The 18,430-nt window shown below is 63.3% G+C and carries 16 protein-coding genes and 1 pseudogene; 7 read left to right on the top strand and 10 right to left on the bottom strand.

Annotation, left to right across the window (positions count from 1 at the left end; all coding sequences use genetic code 11):
• Positions 1-199 (top strand): biopolymer transporter ExbD (locus tag C7453_RS13455; protein ID WP_245949028.1); only part of this gene is annotated, 199 nt, incomplete at its 5' end.
• 20 nt (positions 200-219) lie between these two features.
• Entirely contained in the window at positions 220-1,041 is an 822-nt protein-coding gene (locus C7453_RS13450) for an energy transducer TonB (RefSeq protein WP_114728071.1), read from the top strand.
• A 4-nt stretch (positions 1,042-1,045) separates the two neighbouring features.
• Here the strand turns inward: C7453_RS13450 and C7453_RS13445 are convergent, their stop codons facing one another.
• Genes C7453_RS13445 through C7453_RS13435 form a run of 3 tightly spaced genes read right to left on the bottom strand, consistent with a single transcriptional unit; the run spans position 1,046 to position 3,637 of the window.
• A complete protein-coding gene (locus tag C7453_RS13445; RefSeq protein ID WP_114728039.1) occupies positions 1,046-1,195 on the bottom strand; it encodes a DUF2474 domain-containing protein in 150 nt (49 codons plus the stop codon).
• The gene (cydB, locus tag C7453_RS13440) at positions 1,182-2,201 is read right to left on the bottom strand and encodes a cytochrome d ubiquinol oxidase subunit II (protein ID WP_114728038.1); all 1,020 of its coding nucleotides are present in this window, start codon (positions 2,199-2,201) and stop codon (positions 1,182-1,184) included. Before cydB ends, C7453_RS13445 begins: the two co-directional genes overlap by 14 nt.
• A 2-nt stretch (positions 2,202-2,203) precedes the next feature.
• Positions 2,204-3,637, bottom strand: a complete 1,434-nt coding sequence (locus tag C7453_RS13435; protein WP_114728037.1) for a cytochrome ubiquinol oxidase subunit I — start codon at positions 3,635-3,637, stop codon at positions 2,204-2,206.
• Positions 3,638-3,913: 276 nt separating this feature from the next.
• Here C7453_RS13435 and C7453_RS13430 point away from each other — a divergent pair, with 276 nt between their 5' ends.
• The 4 genes from C7453_RS13430 (at position 3,914) to C7453_RS13415 (ending at position 6,506) form a co-directional block, all read left to right on the top strand.
• The gene (locus C7453_RS13430; RefSeq protein ID WP_114728036.1) at positions 3,914-4,948 is read left to right on the top strand and encodes a Dyp-type peroxidase; all 1,035 of its coding nucleotides are present in this window, start codon (positions 3,914-3,916) and stop codon (positions 4,946-4,948) included.
• Between the two features lie 11 nt (positions 4,949-4,959).
• Positions 4,960-5,775 carry a family 1 encapsulin nanocompartment shell protein gene (locus C7453_RS13425; RefSeq protein ID WP_114728035.1) on the top strand — a complete coding sequence of 272 codons (816 nt, stop codon included), beginning with the start codon at positions 4,960-4,962 and terminating at the stop codon, positions 5,773-5,775.
• Positions 5,776-5,902: 127 nt separating this feature from the next.
• On the top strand, positions 5,903-6,238 hold the full coding sequence (locus C7453_RS13420) for a hypothetical protein (protein ID WP_114728034.1): 336 nt from the start codon (positions 5,903-5,905) through the stop codon (positions 6,236-6,238).
• A gap of 88 nt (positions 6,239-6,326) precedes the next feature.
• On the top strand, positions 6,327-6,506 hold the full coding sequence (locus tag C7453_RS13415) for a hypothetical protein (RefSeq protein ID WP_114728033.1): 180 nt from the start codon (positions 6,327-6,329) through the stop codon (positions 6,504-6,506).
• A 117-nt stretch (positions 6,507-6,623) separates the two neighbouring features.
• On the opposite strand, the gene C7453_RS13410 is transcribed toward C7453_RS13415, so the two are convergent.
• The 3 genes and pseudogenes from C7453_RS13410 to C7453_RS13400 all read right to left on the bottom strand — a co-directional run bounded on the left by C7453_RS13410 (position 6,624) and on the right by C7453_RS13400 (position 12,015).
• Positions 6,624-9,788 (bottom strand): error-prone DNA polymerase, encoded by a 3,165-nt coding sequence (locus tag C7453_RS13410; protein ID WP_114728032.1) that lies wholly within the window; start codon positions 9,786-9,788, stop codon positions 6,624-6,626.
• The gene (locus C7453_RS13405; RefSeq protein ID WP_114728031.1) at positions 9,785-11,338 is read right to left on the bottom strand and encodes a DUF6504 family protein; all 1,554 of its coding nucleotides are present in this window, start codon (positions 11,336-11,338) and stop codon (positions 9,785-9,787) included. Before C7453_RS13405 ends, C7453_RS13410 begins: the two co-directional genes overlap by 4 nt.
• Positions 11,223-12,015: pseudogene (locus tag C7453_RS13400) on the bottom strand (ImuA family protein). The gene C7453_RS13405 and the pseudogene C7453_RS13400 overlap by 116 nt, the downstream one beginning before the upstream one ends.
• A 205-nt stretch (positions 12,016-12,220) precedes the next feature.
• Between C7453_RS13400 and C7453_RS13395 the strand changes: the two are divergent.
• Positions 12,221-14,293: an ATP-dependent helicase gene (locus C7453_RS13395; RefSeq protein WP_114728030.1), complete on the top strand. Its 2,073-nt coding sequence runs from the start codon at positions 12,221-12,223 to the stop codon at positions 14,291-14,293.
• 21 nt (positions 14,294-14,314) lie between these two features.
• Here the strand turns inward: C7453_RS13395 and C7453_RS13390 are convergent, their stop codons facing one another.
• The 4 genes from C7453_RS13390 to C7453_RS13375 all read right to left on the bottom strand — a co-directional run bounded on the left by C7453_RS13390 (position 14,315) and on the right by C7453_RS13375 (position 18,399).
• Positions 14,315-14,521: a TOBE domain-containing protein gene (locus C7453_RS13390; protein WP_114728029.1), complete on the bottom strand. Its 207-nt coding sequence runs from the start codon at positions 14,519-14,521 to the stop codon at positions 14,315-14,317.
• 108 nt (positions 14,522-14,629) lie between these two features.
• Positions 14,630-15,637 (bottom strand): UDP-glucose 4-epimerase GalE, encoded by a 1,008-nt coding sequence (gene galE, locus C7453_RS13385; RefSeq protein WP_114728028.1) that lies wholly within the window; start codon positions 15,635-15,637, stop codon positions 14,630-14,632.
• Positions 15,638-15,673: 36 nt separating this feature from the next.
• Positions 15,674-17,137, bottom strand: a complete 1,464-nt coding sequence (locus C7453_RS13380) for a mannose-1-phosphate guanylyltransferase/mannose-6-phosphate isomerase (protein WP_114728027.1) — start codon at positions 17,135-17,137, stop codon at positions 15,674-15,676.
• 194 nt (positions 17,138-17,331) lie between these two features.
• Entirely contained in the window at positions 17,332-18,399 is a 1,068-nt protein-coding gene (locus C7453_RS13375; RefSeq protein WP_245949027.1) for a glycosyltransferase family 8 protein, read from the bottom strand.
• Between the last annotated feature and the right edge of the window lie 31 nt (positions 18,400-18,430).

Here is an 18,430-nt window from a genome sequence, read left to right as displayed (position 1 = left end):
CAACAAGGACGAGCGGATCTTCCTGCGCGCCGACAAGACGGTCGATTACGGCACCCTGATGGGCGTGATGGATAAGCTGCGGGCCGCGGGTTACCTCAAGGTCGCGCTGGTCAATCTTCAGGGCCAGGAAGAAGGCAGCGCGGCCGCTGCGGCCCCCGTCCCCGCGGCTCCCATCCCCGCGCCCGGAGGCACGCCGTGAGCGATACGGCGGACGGCGGTATGCTCCTGTCCTTCGCCGACTGGCGGACCGGGCAGCTTCGCCGCGAACGGCGGCGCGAGACCGTGCGCTGGGGGGTATCTTTCGTCACCGTGCTGGCCGTGACGGGTAGCGTGGTGTCGTGGGTCATGCACCTGCCACCGCCCGTGATGCCGGTGCCCGAGCCGCCCTCCGCCGCGATCGCCATCGACCTTGCGCCCGAGCCGGTCTCCACCCCCACCCCGCCGATCGATGCCCCGGTCGGCCCGCGGCAGACCGTCTCGGTGCCCGATCCGCAACCCGAGCCGCCGCCCAAGATAACAGTTCCCCCCTCCCCCGCGCCGACACCGCCCGTTCCAGTGGCGCGGCCCGAGAGGCCCCGCCCGCTGAAAAAAAAGATCCCGCTCCATACGCATGAACGAAAGCCGGTTCCGGACAGGACCCCACCGGCTCAGGAAACAACGGGGCCCCCAGCCTCGGAAACTCCTGTCGCACCGTCCTCCGCGACATCCGTTTCCAGCGCCTCGTCATCGCAGGCGAGCCCTGATCCGGTCACATGGCAGGGTGAATTGCTGGCACGACTTGAAAAATACAAGCGTTATCCAGCCGAATCCCAGGCGCGTCATGAAGAGGGCATCGCCATGCTGCATTTCGCCATGGATCGCAAAGGGCATGTGCTGTCGGCACGGATCAGTGCCAGCTCGCACCATGCAACCCTGGATGAAGAGACGCTTGCCCTTTTACACCGGGCGGAACCCCTACCGGTTCCCCCTGACAGCATTCCGGGCGATGCGATCACCCTTACTGTTCCGATCGAATTCTACCTGGACCAGTCCAGAAACTGACCCATCATTTGGGAACCATCAGATGGAGCACGGACGCCACCACAAAAAACGCCACCGTGCTGAGCGCCCAGATGGCCACGAACCAACCGATCCGTGTGCCCAGGCGCTTCGGCGCGTCATCTCCATTTCCCTTGACGATTTCAGTGATAACCATCGGCTTCCGTCACTTTCCCGCGAAACACGCGGTAGGAATAAATCGTGTAGGTGAGGATGATCGGCAGCAGGATCGCCGTGCCGACAAGCTGAAAGAACTGGCTCGATGGCGGTGACGATACATCCCACAGCGTCAGGCTGGGCGGCACGGCATACGGCCAGACCGTGATCCCGAGGCCCGAGAGGCACAGGAAGAACCAGCCGAGAGCACATAGGAACGGCACCCTGGAATGCCCGCGACGCAACCCCATGGCCAGCAGCGCGCCCAACACGACGACCAGCACAGGCACTGGCGCCACAAAGAGAATGTTCGGCCAGTCGGTCCAGCGCCGCAGATAGGGTGCATGCAGCAGCGGCGTCCACAGGCTGACCGCCACGATACCTGCGAACAGGCCGATAGCCAGCCACGCGGCCCATTTGCGGCAGGATGCCTCCAGCACGCCGGTCGTCCGCCACACGAGCCAGGTCGCACCCAGCAGGGCATATCCGCACATGACTGCCAGCCCGCACAGAACACTGAAAGGCGTCAGCCAGTCGAGCGCGCCGCCGGTAAATTCACCATTGGTAACGGCAATACCCTGGATCACCCCGCCCAGGATCACACCCTGACTGAAGGCGGCAATGCCCGACCCGGCCATGAAGCCGACTTCCCATAACGCCTCACGCGCGGTCCCCCGCGTCATGATGCGGAATTCGAACGACACGCCACGAAAGATCAGGGCCAGCAACATCAGCACGATCGGCAGGTAGAAGGCGGGCAGAAGAGTTGCATAGGCACCCGGAAACACGCCGTAGAGCACGGCGCCCCCCAGGACCATCCACGTCTCGTTTCCGTCCCACACCGGCGCGATCGTATTGACCATCACATCCCGTCGGCCCTGATTGCGTTCCAGAGCGAACAGCATCCCGATGCCCAGATCGAACCCATCGAGAATGACGTAAATCGTAATCGCGGCCACCAGGATGACGGCCCACACGATGGGGAGCCAATATGCGAAATCCATCATGATCAGGCTCCTTCACCGGGAATGGGGCCGGCGATCCCCGGATGCGTGTGCGTTGCCAGAACATCGGCGGCATGTGCGGGACTGGCATTATGCTCGCCTTCCTCCGGCGCGCGGCCCAGCAGACGAAGCAGGATCACCAGGCCCGACCCGAACACGATCACATAGACCACGACGAAGGCCGTCATCGTCACCGCCATGCTGGACAGGACGATGGGGGAAACACTCTCGGAAGTCCGTAGCAGGCCATAGACCGTCCAGGGCTGCCTGCCGACCTCTGTGGTCACCCAGCCGCACAACAGTGCGATGAACCCTGCTGGCGCCATGCACACTGCCACACGATGAAAGAACGGGCTGGTAAAGAGGGCCCCTTTCCGGCGCAGCCACAGCGACCAGAACCCGACCAGCGCCATCAGCATGGCGAGCGCGACCATGATGCGGAACGAAAAGAAAATGACCGGTGACGGCGGACGCTGGTCGCGGGGGAAATCCTTCATGCCCGGCACTTTGCCGTCGAGACTGTGCGTCAGGATCAACGAGCCGAGCAGCGGGACCTTCACGGCATAATCCGTCCGTTCCGTCTTCATGTTAGGAATCCCGAACAGAAGCTCCGATGCCCGCCCCTCGGTCTCCCAGTCGCCTTCCATCGCCGCGATCTTCACCGGCTGGTATTTCAGCGTGTTCAGGCCATGCGCGTCCCCAGCCAGGATCTGCAATGGCGCCACGATGGCGGCCATCCACATGGCCATGGAGAACATCACCCGCACCGGTTCGCGCGCCGTTGCCCCAACTCGCCGGGCCTTCAGCAGATGCCACGCACCGGTCGCCCCCACCACGAACGCAACGGAGAGGAACGCCGCCAGACCCATATGGACCAGCCGGAACGGGAAGGACGGATTGAAGATGATGGCCAGCCAGTCATCCGGCATGAAACGCCCGGTGGCCGGGTCGATCGTGTAGCCGCGCGGGGTCTGCATCCACGAATTCGATGCCAGTATCCACGTCATCGAAATCAGCGTTCCGACCGAGACGCAGCAGGTGGCCGCGAAATGCAGTCCACGCCCCACCTTGTTCATGCCGAACAGCATGACGCCGAGGAACCCGGCCTCCAGAAAGAAGGCAGTCATGACTTCGTACGACAGAAGGACGCCCGTGATCGGCCCGGCTTTCTTCGAAAAAACCGACCAGTTGGTCCCGAATTCATAGGACATGACCAGCCCTGACACGACCCCCATGCTGAAGACGATCGAAAACGCCTTGATCCAGTATCGGTACAGATCAAGAAAAACCTGCCGTCCGGTCTTCAGCCACAGCCCCTCCAGAACGGCCAGATAGGCCGCCAGCCCGATGGAGAAGGCCGGAAAGATGATATGAACGCCCACGGTGAAGGCGAACTGAAAGCGCGCAAGGAGGAGCGCGAGGTCTGGAGCGGTCTGCATCAGCACCTTCCTAAAAGCGGAGCATCGGCACGCCGCCCCGAGAACAGATCCCCCTCGGCTATGCCACAATGCTCCGGTATTTCTGCCAGATCATTCACCAAACGGGCGTCCAATATCTTTTCCTTATGGAATTATTTCTTCTTGTAAGCGGAAGCAGATTTTGACCGGGCCGGTTACTTCCTTCACGCCGGCCGCTTGTCATAAACAGCCATCCGCCTATGCTGAACATCAGTGCGCGTTGTATATACGAACCCGTCCGCAGGGAGTTTCAGTCCGTTGGTCACACCGCAACCCGTTGGTACGAAGCTGACGCAGGCAGCCATCTTTCTTGTCGCAACATTAAGCGAGAGCGTTTCGATCAACGCCCAGGTCCGCGATCTTCTGGGAGATCTCTCATCTCTGGTGCGCGGGGTCGGCTTTCGGGTGCCCGATGGACGGTTAAGCTGCATCACAGGCATCGGTTCACATGCCTGGGATCAACTCTTCGGCACTCCCCGTCCGCGGGACCTTCATCCGTTCCAGGAAATCCGGGGTGTACACCACGCTCCCGCCACGCCGGGCGACCTGCTCTTTCATATCCGCGCGACCCGGATGGATCTGTGCTTCGAACTCGCGGCCGCCATCGTCTCCCGGCTGGAAGGCGCCGGCGAGATCGTGGATGAAGTCCACGGGTTCAAATATTTTGACGAGCGCGACCTGCTCGGCTTCGTGGACGGAACCGAGAACCCCACCGGACAGCCGGCACGCGACGCGGCCATCGTCGGAGACGAAGACCCCGCCTTCACGGGCGGCAGCTATGTCATCGTCCAGAAATACCTGCACGACCTCAAGAAGTGGGATGCCATTCCCACCGAAGTCCAGGAACATATCATCGGCCGCCGCAAGGTGTCGGATATCGAACTCGCGGACGCGGCCAAGCCCAGCTATGCCCATAATGTCCTCACCAATATCGAGGAAAACGGGCAGCAACTACAGATCGTGCGTGACAACATGCCCTTTGGCGAAGTGAGCAAAGGGGAGTTCGGCACCTATTTCATCGGCTATGCGCGCTCTCCCGCGCGCACCGAGCAGATGCTGCAGAACATGTTCGTCGGCAAGCCGCCCGGCAATTACGACCGGCTCCTCGATGTCAGCACGGCCGTAACCGGCACCCTGTTCTTCATCCCTACCGGCGAGTTCCTCGATGGCGCGCCAGACATGGGCGCCGAACCGCCAGAACCGGCCGGCCAATTCCCCCTTCCCGCCTCATCCACCGATCAACAGGGCGTAGGCCCGCAGGACGGCTCGCTCGGCATCGGCTCCTTGAAGTAAGGAAATCTGACATGAATAATCTCCACAGACATCTGGCCCCCATTTCCAGCGCGGCCTGGGCGCAGATCGAGGAAGAAGCTGCCCGCACCATCCGCCGCCACCTCGCCGGCCGGCGCGTCGTCGATACGGCGGAACCGAAAGGCACCGCATTCGCGGGGGTCGGCACTGGACGCGGCACGCTGATCGACGCCCCCGGACACGGTATCCGTGCCCTGCGGCGTGACGTTCTCCCGCTGGTGGAACTGCGCGTTCCCTTTACGCTGCTGCGTAACGAGATCGACGCCGTCGAACGCGGGTCTCTGGATTCCGACTGGCAGCCGGTCAAGGACGCGGCAAGGCAGATTGCCTTTGCCGAGGATCGCGCGATCTTCGACGGCTACGCGGCAGCGGGTATCCCCGGCATCCGTAACGGCACATCGAATGCCCATCTGAAGCTGCCCCCCCTGGCCAAGGACTACGCGCATACCATCGCCGACGCTTTGAGCGCGTTGCGTCTGGCCGGCGTGAACGGCCCCTATTCGGTGGTCCTGGGGGCGCAGGCTTTCGCGAATGTCAGCGGCGGCGATGATGACGGTTATCCCGTCCTCAACCATATCGAGAGCATGATCGACGGCAAAATCATCTGGGCACCGGCCATCGAGGGCGCGTTCGTCGTGTCGATGCGCGGCGGCGACCTGGCGCTGGATATCGGGCAGGATTTTTCGATCGGCTACCTGTCCCACTCGGCGGACGCGGTCGAGCTTTACCTGCAGGAAAGCTTCGTCTTCCGCGTCCTGACGAGCGAAGCGACCGTCGCCATCGAGCCGGCCGCACAGCCCGCGGCCTGATCGCCCGCCCGCGCCCCGAACGGGCGCGGGCAACGGATGCGGGCCTGGAGCGTTTTATACCAACAGGCCTCGGCCGGCCCCAGCGAACCAGACAGACTCATCAGAAGCCCGTACGAGGATAATTGGAATGGAAAACCCCCTGGAATCCTCTCCCGAACGAGATGCACGCATTCTCGCCAAGGCCAAGGAGATGTGGATTGCCGACGGCAAGCCCGGCGCCGGACCGGATGCCTACAAGGAAACCGCGTCCGACTTGATCGGGATGGAACTCAATGCCGACGCCGGGCAGATCCCGGTGGAATCTCCCGTTCCCCTCGACGCCAACGGTCAGCCCATCGAAGATGCGCGGTTGGAAGACAATCTGGGCAATCCCGGCGGTTTCATGAACGAACTGGACAACAAGCGGGAAACCCCGTTCGCGACACGGCAGGAAGAAGAAAAAGCCCTGAAAGACGAGGCCTGACGCACTTGGGCCACAAGGGTATCTGACGCGCGCCCGACAGTCCCGGCAGAGGACCCGATCAGACAGATAACACCGTGGGAGGCTTCGGATGATCGCAGTCTATCTCGACGACAGGAGCGATCCCGTCGCCCCTCGTGAAAACGGATGGTACATCATGGATGGCCCCACCATCCTTCTGGCAGGCCCCTTTTCCAGCAGGGAAGAGGCCGTTCTGTCGATCGACCAGCAGGAACCGGACCCCGAGGCAGGCGGCCCCTCCCCCTTCTGAACTTACAGCCCCGTCCTCCGGAGCATTTCCACCGAAAAGCGGTTCGGTAGAAATGCTCTCGTTTATAGTTTTCATGAGCATTTTTAAGTGTTTGAACGCTTTCAAACAGGATCTGCTCTAGTGAAAATTTCTCGATTTTACGAGAACGCTCTCAGCTTGCGGCTCTTTATCCGCCCCGATGGCTCCGCCTGTGCTCCGATTTCCGACATCGGCCAGAAGATCGGAAAGATCCGTGATCTCGCGCGCCACGAGATGCACGACATCCCCTTCTTTCTGCACATTTCCCGTGACGGCGAGCATCTGCCCCGCCATGACCCGGCTGCGATATCGATCGAACAGATCCCGCCATATAATGACGTTCAACGCGCTGGTTTCATCTTCCAGCGTCAGGAACACCACCCCCTCAGCCGAACCGGGGCGCTGGCGCACCAAAACCAGCCCCGCCGCCATCAGGCGCCTGCCATCCCTGGCTTCGATTGCCTGCCGGCAGGACGCGATACCCATACGGCGCAGGTCGTCACGCAGAAAGGCGACCGGATGGTCGCGAAGAGTCAGGCCGATGCGGTTGTAATCCCGCGTCACCTCGGCCCCCTCACGCATAGGCTGGAGCAGCACAGCGGGTTCGTTCGTCTCCCGCGCGACAGAGGCTGCCGCGAACAGCGGCAAGGGCTCGTCCCGCAACGCCTTGATCGCCCACAGCGCCTCACGCCGTGGCAGGCCAAGGCTCGGCCGGAACGCATCGGCCTCGGCCAGATGCGTCAATGCTGCCCCTCTGACCTCTGCCCTGCGCCAGAGATCATCGACTGACGCAAAGGGCCGTTGCCCGCGAACGCCCACAATGCGCGCCGCATCCTTCTCGGTCAGGCCCTTGACCAGACTCATCCCCAGCCGAACGGCGAAACACCCCTTTTTCGTCGCCAGTTCTTCCAGCGTGCTGTCCCAGCGCGAGGCATTGACGCAGATCGGCCGCACCTCGACCCCATGCTCCCGCGCATCCCGCACCAGTTGAGCCGGCGCATAGAACCCCATCGGCTGGGAATTGAGCAGTGCTGCCAGGAAGACATCGGGGTGTTTGCATTTCATCCAGGACGAGGAGTAGGCGAGGATCGCAAAGCTGGCGGCATGGCTCTCTGGAAAACCGTAAGACCCGAACCCTTCGAGCTGCTGATAGATCCGCTGCGCAAAGGCTTCGGAATAGTTTTTCTTCTTCATCCCCTCGATCAGCCGGGACTGAAACTGCGACATGTTGCCGGTATGCTTGAATGTGGCCATGGCCCGGCGAAGCTGGTCCGCCTCTCCCGCCGAAAAATCGGCGCAGACCATTGCCACCTGCATCGCCTGTTCCTGAAACAACGGAATACCGAGCGTTTTCTTCAGCACGCTCTCCAGCTCCGGCGTCGGATAATCCTCTTCTTCCAGCTTTTCACGGCGGCGAAGATAAGGATGGACCATATCGCCCTGGATCGGCCCCGGCCGGACGATGGCGACCTCGATCACCAGATCATAGAATTCACGCGGCTTCAGACGCGGCAGCATGGACATCTGGGCGCGGGATTCGATCTGGAACACGCCAATCGTATCCGCCTTGCAGATCATGTCGTAGGTCTCCGGATCCTCGGCCGGAATGGTGGCCAGCGTGACATGCTCCCCTTTATGCTTGGCCAGCAGGTCAAGCCCCTTCTTCATGCAGGTCAGCATGCCCAGAGCCAGGCAATCGACCTTCATGAATTTCAGAACACCGATATCGTCCTTGTCCCATTCGATGATCTGCCGATCATCCATCGCCGCCGGCTCGACCGGGACCAGTTCGTCCAGCCGGTCATGGGTCAGCACGAAGCCCCCCGGATGCTGGGAGAGATGGCGCGGCACGCCGATCAGGCAGCAGGCCAGATCGAGCGTCAGCCGGATGCGTCGGTCGGACAGATCGATGCCGGTATCCCTGAACAACGCGGGGTCCGCTTCCTTCGACCAACCCCAGATCTGGCCGGACAGCGTGCGGATCAAATCTTCCGGCAATCCCATGACCTTGGCGACATCGCGCAACGCCCCCTTGGCGCGATAACGGATCACCACCGCCGTCAGGGCCGCCCGATCGCGGCCATAATGGCCATAGACCCACTGGATCACCTCCTCGCGCCGTGCATGTTCGAAATCGACATCGATATCGGGCGGCTCGCGCCGGGCCTCGGAAACGAACCGTTCAAACAGCAGGTTATTGCGCGCGGGGTCGATGGCGGTGATGCCCAGCACGTAGCAAACCGCACTATTGGCCGCCGATCCCCGCCCCTGACACAGAATGTCCTGGGAACGAGCATAGCGGACGATACTGTTCACAGTCAGGAAATAGGGCGCGTACTGCATGCGCCCGATCAGGGCCAGCTCATGCTCCAGGCTTTTCCTGACCGTACCGGGAATCCCTTCGGGATAGAATTTTCCTGCCCCTTTCCAGGTCAATGCCTCCAGCGCCTGCTGCGGCGTCTGCCCCGGCACCGACACCTCGTCGGGATATTGGTAGGCCAGGTCTTCCAGGCTGAATGTGCAGCGTTCCACGATCTCGATCGTACGGTCGATCGCCTCGGGATAGCGGCCGAACAGACGCACCATCTCGTGAGGCGGCTTGATATAGCGATCGGCATGGCGCTCCCGCGCGAACCCGGCCTCGTCTATGGTGGTATTATGTCGAATGCAGGTCACGACATCCTGCAAAATGCGTCGATCATGCGTATGAAACAGCACATCGTTGGTCACCACCGTCGGCACCCGCGCCCGGTGCGCCAGACCGGCCAGTTCATACAGCCGCACCTGATCATTGGGCCGCCGTCGGAGCGTCAGCGTCATAAAGGCCCGATCATGAAACGCGGCCTTCAGCATCCGCAGATGCTGCGCACAGCCCTCATCCGCCCTGTCCGGAATCAGGAGAACGAGCAACCCCTCGCCCCAGGAGACCAGATCCTCCCACAGCAGATGGCATCCTCCCTTCCCCGCCCGCGTCTTTCCGATGGTCAGCAGGCGGCACAGGCGGCCATAGGCGGCCCGATCGGTCGGATAGACCAGCACGGGCGAAAAATCGGCCAGGTCGAGGCGACAGCCGACGACGAGCCGTATCCCGGCCTCCTTCGCCGCCACATGGGCCTGCACCATGCCGGCCAGCGTATTCCGGTCGCACACCCCCAGGGCTTCGATCCCCAGCGCCTTCGCCTGCCGGAACAGTTCGGCCGGCGACGACGCCCCGCGCAGGAAGGAAAAATAACTCGTCACCTGCAATTCGGCATAGCGGGTCATCCGAAGATCCCGTGCAGGAACCAGCCCTGCGACCCGGTCTCGCCATGTTCCCCATCGCCGGCCCGATAGATCCAGAACCGCTCGCCGGAGGTATCCTCCACCCGGAAATAGTCACGGGCCGTGGTCAGTTCCGCATCCCCCTTCCACCATTCGCCGAACACGCGCTCCGGCCCGTCGGCGCATCGCACCTTCCGCCTGATACCGCGCCAGATAAAGAAGACCGGCGGCTGATCGGGCAATTCGGCCATGGCATGCACGGGCTCGGGCCGGGGCAGCAGGCGCATCGGGCGCGGCCAGTGATCCGGCCAGTCCTTCGCCTCGTCCGGCGCCAGCGCCGGCACGCGGCAGAAAGAGCGTTCGGGTATGTCGCTTTCGACCGGCATAAAGCGATACAGCGCCTGCGTACCCACCCGGTTGGCCAGACTGTCGATCAGGCCCGAAACATCAGGCTCATCCGCCTCGTCCAGCAACGACATGGCCTGACGCACGCCCATCGGCTCGGCCCGCGACACCGTCAGCACCATCCGTTCGATCCCGAAACCAGGGTCGATCGTCTCGATCTTCTCGCACAAGAGCCGGACCAGCCGGCCAGCGGCCCGCACCGGCTGGGCGGTGGTAATCCGGATCGCCTCGGCGCGGCTGTCTACGCGGTGCAGCAGCAGGTCGAAACACCGGCCACCCTGCCCGCGCTCTTCCAGCAATTGGCAGAGTGGCGGCACCAACGTGCCGATCATGCGCGCGATCGTCTCGGCGGCACCGATCGGCTCGGCGAAATTCCGGCCGACCTCCACCGGCTCGACGGGGCGGATCGGGACGATGGCCTCCGCCACCCGCCCGAATGCCTGGTCCAGCCGGCGCGCGACATCCGGCCCGAAACGCAGTGCCAACGGGGCGCGCGGCATACCGGCAAGCGGGCCGATGCGGGATACGCCAAGAGCATGCAACCCATCGACGATATCATCGGGCAGGCGCAGTGCCGCGATGGGCAGATCCGCCATCGCGGCGGCCGCCTCGCCGGGGGGTACAACCAGCATCCGCGCCCGCCCGTAGCGCGCCAGCGCATGGGCGGCCCCCAAACTATCGGCAACGGCTGCCTTGGCCGTGACCCCGGTGCGCCGCAGCCGCTGGACCATCGCCGCAAGCATGGCCTGCTCGCCCCCATGCAGGTGATCGGCCCCCGTCGTATCCAGCACAATGCCATCCGGCGGGTCGACGGCCACGACAGGGGCAATACGGCGCTGAAACCATAGGGCCAATTTTTCCAGCCCCACGCGGTCCCCCTGCGGATCGGCGTCCATGATGGTCAGATCGGGATAAAGCGCCTGTGCCTTGGCCACCGGCGTGCCAGGACACAATCCCGCCTTGCGGGCGACGAGATCGACCGAGCGCACGACCCGGCGCCGTCCCACACGGCCCACCAGCGCCAGCGCCGCCTCAGGCGCGGGCGCGTCGGCGCCCAACCGCCTCCTGATCCGATCCGTCGGCCAGAACGGCAGGTAGAGCGAGACGATTCTCGACAAGCCCGTTTTGGGCAAGCCTCCCCTGGCCATCGCAGGCCTCCACTTCAAAAATGGCTTCATCCCCGGCCCGCGCCCGGATCAGTTCCAGCCGCCAGCGTGGCCGCCCCACACCGGGCACCGGCAGCACGACCGATGGCAGAACCGACACCCGCCAGCGCGTGACGCTGGCCGTCGACTGACCGAAATCGGCCGCCCCGGTCGGCCGCCTCCAGCGTCGGAGCGCGATGCCCAGCGCCCCCGAGGTCTCGGCCGCCAGTTGCAGGCGGCGCGACGCCGTCATCGACAGGCGCGCCACTTCCGCCACCACGGCCCCCAGGCCGCCATGTCGCAGCCCCTCCTCGAAACAGGCCAGCACATCCACATCCGACCGGGCCTCGACATAGATGACCCGCCGCCCCGACAGCCCCGCCTGCATCAGGGCCGGCGCGAACACATCCTGACGGCTGACGATCCACAGCACCTTTCCCCGCGTGCGCCCCGCGATCCCTGCCGCGAACTGGCCGGCCGCCGCGGCATGCAGGGCATCGCATCCACCTCCCGCCACTTCATGAAGAGCCCCCAGCATCAGCCCCCCCACCCGGCAACCTGCTGTCGATCTCATCCAGACCGAATGGCAGGATAGCCCGCCTGCGCCCCGAGCGGCCCTCCAGACGACTGATCTGCTCCCGCAGCACCTCCAGCGCGGGACGGGATTCGGATGCGGGCATGTGGCAGGACAGTCCATCCATGGCGTCTCACCGAGGCTTCCCAATCGGTGGACGGGTCATTATGTTCTCTATTTGTTCCATATCAGGGACAGGCGTCAACGACTTTCGCAACAGGCCGCCCCATTTGATCCACAGCGCGCCATGGCGGAAACTACAGGCACTCATCAGGGAATAACCCCATTTTCAGGGCGTTACGGGAGCAATCGTGGCCGACGGATATCTCGACAGGCTGAATGACGCGCAACGCGCCGCCGTGACGCACGGAGTCGCACAGGGTACAGCCCCTCCGGCCGCGCCTCTTCTGGTCATCGCCGGGGCCGGATCGGGCAAGACCAACACGCTGGCCCACCGTGTCGCGCACCTGATCGTCAACGGTGCCGATCCCCGCCGCATCCTGCTGATGACCTTCTCCCGCCGCGCGAGCGCCGAGATGGCACGGCGGGTGGAGCGGATCTGCGCCCAGGTGCTGGGCGACAGGGCCGGCGCACTGGCCGGTGCCCTGGGCTGGACCGGCACGTTCCATGGGATCGGCGCGCGGATCATTCGCGCTCATGCCGAACAGATCGGCATGGACCCGGCCTTTTCGATCCATGACCGCGAGGATTCCGCCGACCTGATGAATCTGGTTCGGCACGAACTGGGGTTCTCCCGGACCGAAAGTCGCTTCCCGACCAAAGGCACCTGTCTGGCGATCTATTCCCGCGTAGTGAACGCCGAGCAACCGCTGGCCGATGTGCTGCTGAAGCATTACCCGTGGTGCGCGGGCTGGCAGGAGCAGCTCAAGACGCTGTTCGGCACCTATGTCGCGGCCAAGCAGGCCCAGAACGTACTGGATTATGACGACCTGCTGCTGGTCTGGGCGCAGATGATGGGCGACCCGATCCTGGCCGCCGAAATCGGCGGGACATGGGACCATGTGCTGGTCGACGAATATCAGGACACCAACCGGTTGCAGGCTACGATCCTGCTGGGCATGAAGCCCGACGGCGCAGGGCTGACCGTCGTGGGCGACGATGCCCAGAGCATCTATGCCTTCCGGGCCGCGACGGTGCGCAACATCCTCGATTTCCCGTCCGCCTTCCCTACCCCGGCCACCGTCCTGACGCTGGAGCGCAATTATCGTTCCAGCCAGCCGATCCTCGCCGCCGCCAACGCGGTGATCGAACAGGCCTCCGAACGGTTCACCAAGAATCTATGGACCAACCGCGCATCCGACGCCCTCCCCCGCCTGGTCTGCGTGAAGGACGATTCCGACCAGGCCCGCTATATCGTCGAACGGGTGCTGGAAGACCGCGAACAGGGCACGATGCTGAAGCAGCAGGCGGTGCTGTTCCGCGCCGCGCACCATAGCGGCTCACTGGAAGTGGAACTGACGCGGCGCAACATCCCGTTCGTGAAGTTCGGCGGGCTGAAATTTCTCGACAGCGCCCATGTCAAGGACGTGCTGGCCATGCTGCGCTTTGCGGAAAACCCGCGCGACCGGGTCGCTGGGTTCAGGGTGATGCAGTTGCTGCCCGCCGTAGGCCCCACCTCGGCCCGGCGTGTGCTGGACGCCATGCAGGACGCGCCGGACCCGATCGCCGCCCTGATGCAGGTCAGGGCACCCGCGCGTGCGGGCGAAGGCTGGGCCGGATTTGTCGACATGATGCACGGCCTGCGCAACCGCTCCGCCGGCTGGCCGTCGGAAATCGGCCTGATCCGCCACTGGTATGAACCCCATCTGGAACGATTGCATGAGGACGCGACCACCCGCCTGTCCGACCTGCGGCAACTGGAACAGATCGCGGGCGGCTATCCGTCCCGCGAGCGGTTCCTGACCGACCTGACGCTAGACCCGCCGGCCGCGACTTCCGATCAGGCCGGCGTGCCGCTGCTGGATGAAGATTACCTGATCCTCTCCACCATCCATTCCGCCAAGGGGCAGGAATGGCGGAGCGTCTTCGTCCTCAACACTGTCGATGGGTGCATCCCCTCCGACCTCGGTACCGGTGAAACCGAGGAAATCGATGAAGAACGCCGCCTGCTGTACGTCGCCATGACACGGGCGAAGGACTCCCTCGACCTGATCGTGCCACAGCGTTTCCACATCCACGGACAGCATGGCATGGGCGACCGCCATGTCTATGCCGCCCGAACCCGCTTCATCGACCCGGCCATGCTGTCCCTCTTCGAAACACGCGCCTGGCCGATCGTCACGCCCGAGGATGCAAAACGTCAGGACGCGGCAAAACAGGTCCGCATCGACATGGCCGCACGGCTACGCGACATGTGGGGATAGAGGCCGCCAGCGTGCCGCGCTCTATTTACCCACCATCACGTCCGATGCCTTGATAACGGCATAGGCTTCATCGCCCACGGCCAAGGCGAGATCGTCGATCGCCTCGTTCGTGATCGCCGAGGTGATCACGACGCCCCCGCCGATATCGATCGTCACATGGCCGGTGGTCTGGCCTTTGGTCACCGCCGTGACCGTGCCCTTGATCTGATTGCGTGCGCTCAGTTTCATGTCGTCTCTCCCTGGGTATCGTTTCCTGCGTAGCCGACCTGGCCCGCGCAAGCCCGGATCGCGGCCGAAATGGCCGCTACATGGGCCGACCGACCGTCGCCGCGCTTATCACGTACCCAGATTGGGGCCATAACCCTCGGGGTGTTCCAGGCGCCAGCGGTAAGCCGTAGCGACGATCTCGTCGAGTTCCACGAAGCGCGGTGTCCAGCCGGTTTCCCGCCGCAGCCGGTCGGCGCCCGCGACCAGCCGTGCGGGATCGCCTGGGCGGCGGGGCGCCAGATGCCACGGCACCACACGCCCGGTCACCCGCTCTACGCTGCGGATCACCTCCATGTTCGAATGCCCGCGCCCGGTGCCGACGTTATAGACCACGCTGCGCTCATGGATCGCATCCAGGGCCGCCAGATGGGCATGGGCCAGGTCCGTGACATGGACATAGTCGCGGATGCAGGTCCCGTCGGGCGTCGGATAGTCGTCGCCGAACAGATGCAGCGCCTCCCTCCGCCCCAGCGCCGCATCGATCACCAGCGGGATCAGATGGGTCTCCGGCCGATGGTCCTCCCCGAGCCGCCCGTCGGGATCGGCGCCCGCGGCATTGAAATAGCGCAGGCACGCACTGCGCAGCCCATGGATCCGGTCGGCCCACAGCAGGGCACGCTCCACCATATGCTTGCTTTCGCCATAGGGAGAACCGGGAACGATCGGCGTCGCCTCCGTAATCAGCGCATCCTCCGTCTGCCCGAACAGCGCCGCCGTCGAGGAAAACACGAAGCGCTTCACGCCATGGCGGATACAGGCATCGATCAGCGTGAAGCCCAGCCCCGCATTGGCTTCCATGTAGCGCAGCGGGTGCTGCATGCTCTCCCCGACCAGCGACAGCGCCGCAAAATGCAGCACCCCGTCCCACGGGCCGCTGGCCAGGATCGTATCGACCAGCGCGCGGTCCGCCAGGTCGCCCTCGACGAACGTCACCCCGTCGGGCACCGCCTCCCGATGCCCCGTCCGCAGATTGTCGAACACCAGCACATCATGCCCCGCATCCCGCAGGGCGGCGACGACATGGCTGCCCACATAGCCCGCCCCGCCGGTCACCAGAAAACGGGATCGCTCTGTCATCTTCGCTGCCTCGACTTCTCTTGCAATCTGCAACCATCAGGTCCGGTTATAGGTGTCCTCGAAGCGGACGATATCATCCTCTCCCAGATAGGACCCGGTCTGGATCTCGATCAGCACCAGCGGGATACGGCCCGGATTTTCCATCCGGTGGGTGCATTCCTGCGGCAGGTAGATGCTCTCGTTCTCATGGACGGTGATCTGCTCGGCATTGCGCGTCACCAGCGCCACGCCACTGACGACCACCCAATGTTCCGCCCGATGATAATGTTTCTGGAGCGACAGCTTCTCGCCCGGCATCACGACGATGCGCTTCACCTGGAAGCGCGCGTCCTGGATCAGGCTCTCGTAGAAACCCCATGGCCGGTAGCACCGGTTATGGGCCTCCGCCTCCTTGCGCCCCTGGGCCTGCAGCCGGGTCACGATCTTCTTCACGTCCTGCGCCCGGTTCTTCTGCGTCACCAGCACCGCATCACGGGTCGTCACCACAACGACATCATCAAGCCCGACAACGGCGGTCAGGAGTTCGTCCGACCGAATGTAGCTGTTATGCACCCCTTCCAGGCAGACATGACCCTGCGTCACGTTGCCTTCGCCGTCCTTCTCGCCGATATCCCACAGCGCATTCCAACTTCCGATGTCGGTCCAGCCGAAATCTCCGGCGATGACCGCCGCATGGTCGGTATGTTCCATCACCGCGTAATCGAAGGAAATATCCGGCGCCGAGAGAAACGACGCCGGGTCGAGGCGCTGGAAGATCAGGTCGCCGGTGCGGCGCTCCACCGCCTGCCGCACAGGCGCCAGTACCACCGGAGCATGGACTTCCATTTCCTGGAGCAGGGTGTGCGCCGTAAAGACGAACATCCCCGAATTCCACATATACTTGCCCGACGCCACTAGTTCGGCGGCGGTCTCCGCGTCCGGCTTTTCGATAAACCCCGCGACCGTGCTCGCGTCGGGCAGTCTGGCCAAAGGCTTGCCGGCCTCGATATAGCCATAACCGGTTTCCGGCCGGGTCGGATGCATGCCGAAGACGACGATATGGCCCCGCTGCGCCGCAGCCGCCGCCACCGGAAGAAGCTGTTCCAACGTTTCCGGCCGGGTCATCACCGCATCGGCCGCCATGATCCACAGCACCGCATCCGGATCGCTTTCCGCAGCCAGCAGGGCCGCCGCGGCAATCGCCGGCGCCGAATTGCGGCCGGCCGGTTCCAGCACGATCCGCGCATTCTCGATCCCCGCCTCGCGCAATTGCTCGGCAATCAGAAAGCGATGGTCGTGGTTGCAGATCACGATCGGGGCCTCGAACATTGCCCCGACCCCACGGCACGCTGTTTCCTGCAGCATCGTCCGGTTCCCCACCAGCGACCACAACTGCTTCGGATAGCTCGCACGCGACAGCGGCCACAGCCGGCTCCCCGTCCCGCCAGACAGTATGACCGGAACAATCTTCGTCGTGCTCGCCGCCTGCGCGCCAATCACCGGAAGCGTCGTGTCAGACATGGCATCCTCCCTACTGCTCTATTCAGCCACAATATCAGCGTAGAAACCGCCAATCTCGTCGCATGATCATAATCGGGGCGTCACGCCTTCAGCCGATCCCATCTGCAAGCAGGAGAAAGCTGGGGCGCATGTAAAAAAGACGACGCCACACCATGGAACGATCTCCGCCGTTTCAGACGGCTCTCTCAACGGTGTCAAAAGGATGCTCCGACGGAAGGCGTGAGGACAGACTGGACCGCCTCCACGTCCCGTTCGGGTGCCCCCTGCAAAGCCTGCGGCTGCTTCAAACCGCGCTCATAAGCAAGAATACGCCGTCTTTTCGCGCCAAACCCCCATGTGACCATCGCGTGCAAGCGCTTATAACGCTGCTGAAGATGATAGCGGAACCAGGTGGAGCGTTTCATGCGACGCCAATATCGCGCCGTTTCCGGATAAGCAGATGCGACCTTGCCATACACCGCAGAGGCTTCAGCGTTCCAGGGTGGGAAAGCGCCTTCCCACGGCTTCGGTCGCGACATGTAATGGACGATTCGGGGCCGTATAACGGAAAGAACGCGAATACTATTCATATATACCGGGAAATTCCATGCCAGCGACATCGAAAGGCAGTGCGGCAGACCAACGAGGTTCAGAACATCCTGATCGGGAAAACGCGATGCGCCGGACTGCCCGGAAAACATCTTCCATGCTTCGGCTCCGATACGCGCCCATCCGTTGCGCTCCGCATAGATCACGCCGGAATTAAAATACCGGCATGCGTCGACCGACGAGAGCCCAAGCGACGCAAAATGCGCCGCGATGGTACGACTCAGCCGGTCCGAATCGTCTCCCACGAATGTCATCGGATCGGCGGCAGCGTAAAACATCCCGTAAGGAACGGAATTCAGCAACAGGTCGTCCAGCGGACCACGGATCTGGGTATCGCCATCCACATAAAGAAAAAAATCATAGTGTTTCGGGAGAAGGTCCGCCAGAAACAGCCGTGCCAACATGGCAGGAGCGCCTCCGATATCGGCCTCGCTTCGGGTCAGAAACACGATATCCGCGCGTGCGCAAGCCTCGGCGAAAATCACTTCGGCGACCGGATCGATCCCGAATGCGATAATGACGATATCCGCCAGATTGCGCGGCGTGAACCGACGCGCCTGCAACGCGCTTACGAAGCTCGGAAAGAGATAAGATTGATCCGGCGTGTAGCAGACACAGATTCTCCGCATATCCTCGGGCTTCTGTTCGATTTGCTCGGGCTCTCGGGTTCGCATCGGATCATGCTCTCCTAATGGCGTTCGATCA

Source organism: Gluconacetobacter liquefaciens (assembly GCF_003350405.1).
Lineage (GTDB): Bacteria > Pseudomonadota > Alphaproteobacteria > Acetobacterales > Acetobacteraceae > Gluconacetobacter > Gluconacetobacter liquefaciens.
This window is presented reverse-complemented; position numbering and strand designations above follow the sequence as displayed.

Coding starts and splice junctions, on each gene's coding strand:
- C7453_RS13450 (WP_114728071.1), top strand. CDS start 220: ATGCTCCTGTCCTTCGCCGACTGGCGGACCGGGCAGCTTCGCCGCGAA.
- C7453_RS13445 (WP_114728039.1), bottom strand. CDS start 1,195: ATGGTTATCACTGAAATCGTCAAGGGAAATGGAGATGACGCGCCGAAG.
- cydB (WP_114728038.1), bottom strand. CDS start 2,201: ATGATGGATTTCGCATATTGGCTCCCCATCGTGTGGGCCGTCATCCTG.
- C7453_RS13435 (WP_114728037.1), bottom strand. CDS start 3,637: ATGCAGACCGCTCCAGACCTCGCGCTCCTCCTTGCGCGCTTTCAGTTC.
- C7453_RS13425 (WP_114728035.1), top strand. CDS start 4,960: ATGAATAATCTCCACAGACATCTGGCCCCCATTTCCAGCGCGGCCTGG.
- C7453_RS13420 (WP_114728034.1), top strand. CDS start 5,903: ATGGAAAACCCCCTGGAATCCTCTCCCGAACGAGATGCACGCATTCTC.
- C7453_RS13415 (WP_114728033.1), top strand. CDS start 6,327: ATGATCGCAGTCTATCTCGACGACAGGAGCGATCCCGTCGCCCCTCGT.
- C7453_RS13410 (WP_114728032.1), bottom strand. CDS start 9,788: ATGACCCGCTATGCCGAATTGCAGGTGACGAGTTATTTTTCCTTCCTG.
- C7453_RS13405 (WP_114728031.1), bottom strand. CDS start 11,338: ATGGCCAGGGGAGGCTTGCCCAAAACGGGCTTGTCGAGAATCGTCTCG.
- C7453_RS13390 (WP_114728029.1), bottom strand. CDS start 14,521: ATGAAACTGAGCGCACGCAATCAGATCAAGGGCACGGTCACGGCGGTG.
- galE (WP_114728028.1), bottom strand. CDS start 15,637: ATGACAGAGCGATCCCGTTTTCTGGTGACCGGCGGGGCGGGCTATGTG.
- C7453_RS13380 (WP_114728027.1), bottom strand. CDS start 17,137: ATGTCTGACACGACGCTTCCGGTGATTGGCGCGCAGGCGGCGAGCACG.
- C7453_RS13375 (WP_245949027.1), bottom strand. CDS start 18,399: ATGCGAACCCGAGAGCCCGAGCAAATCGAACAGAAGCCCGAGGATATG.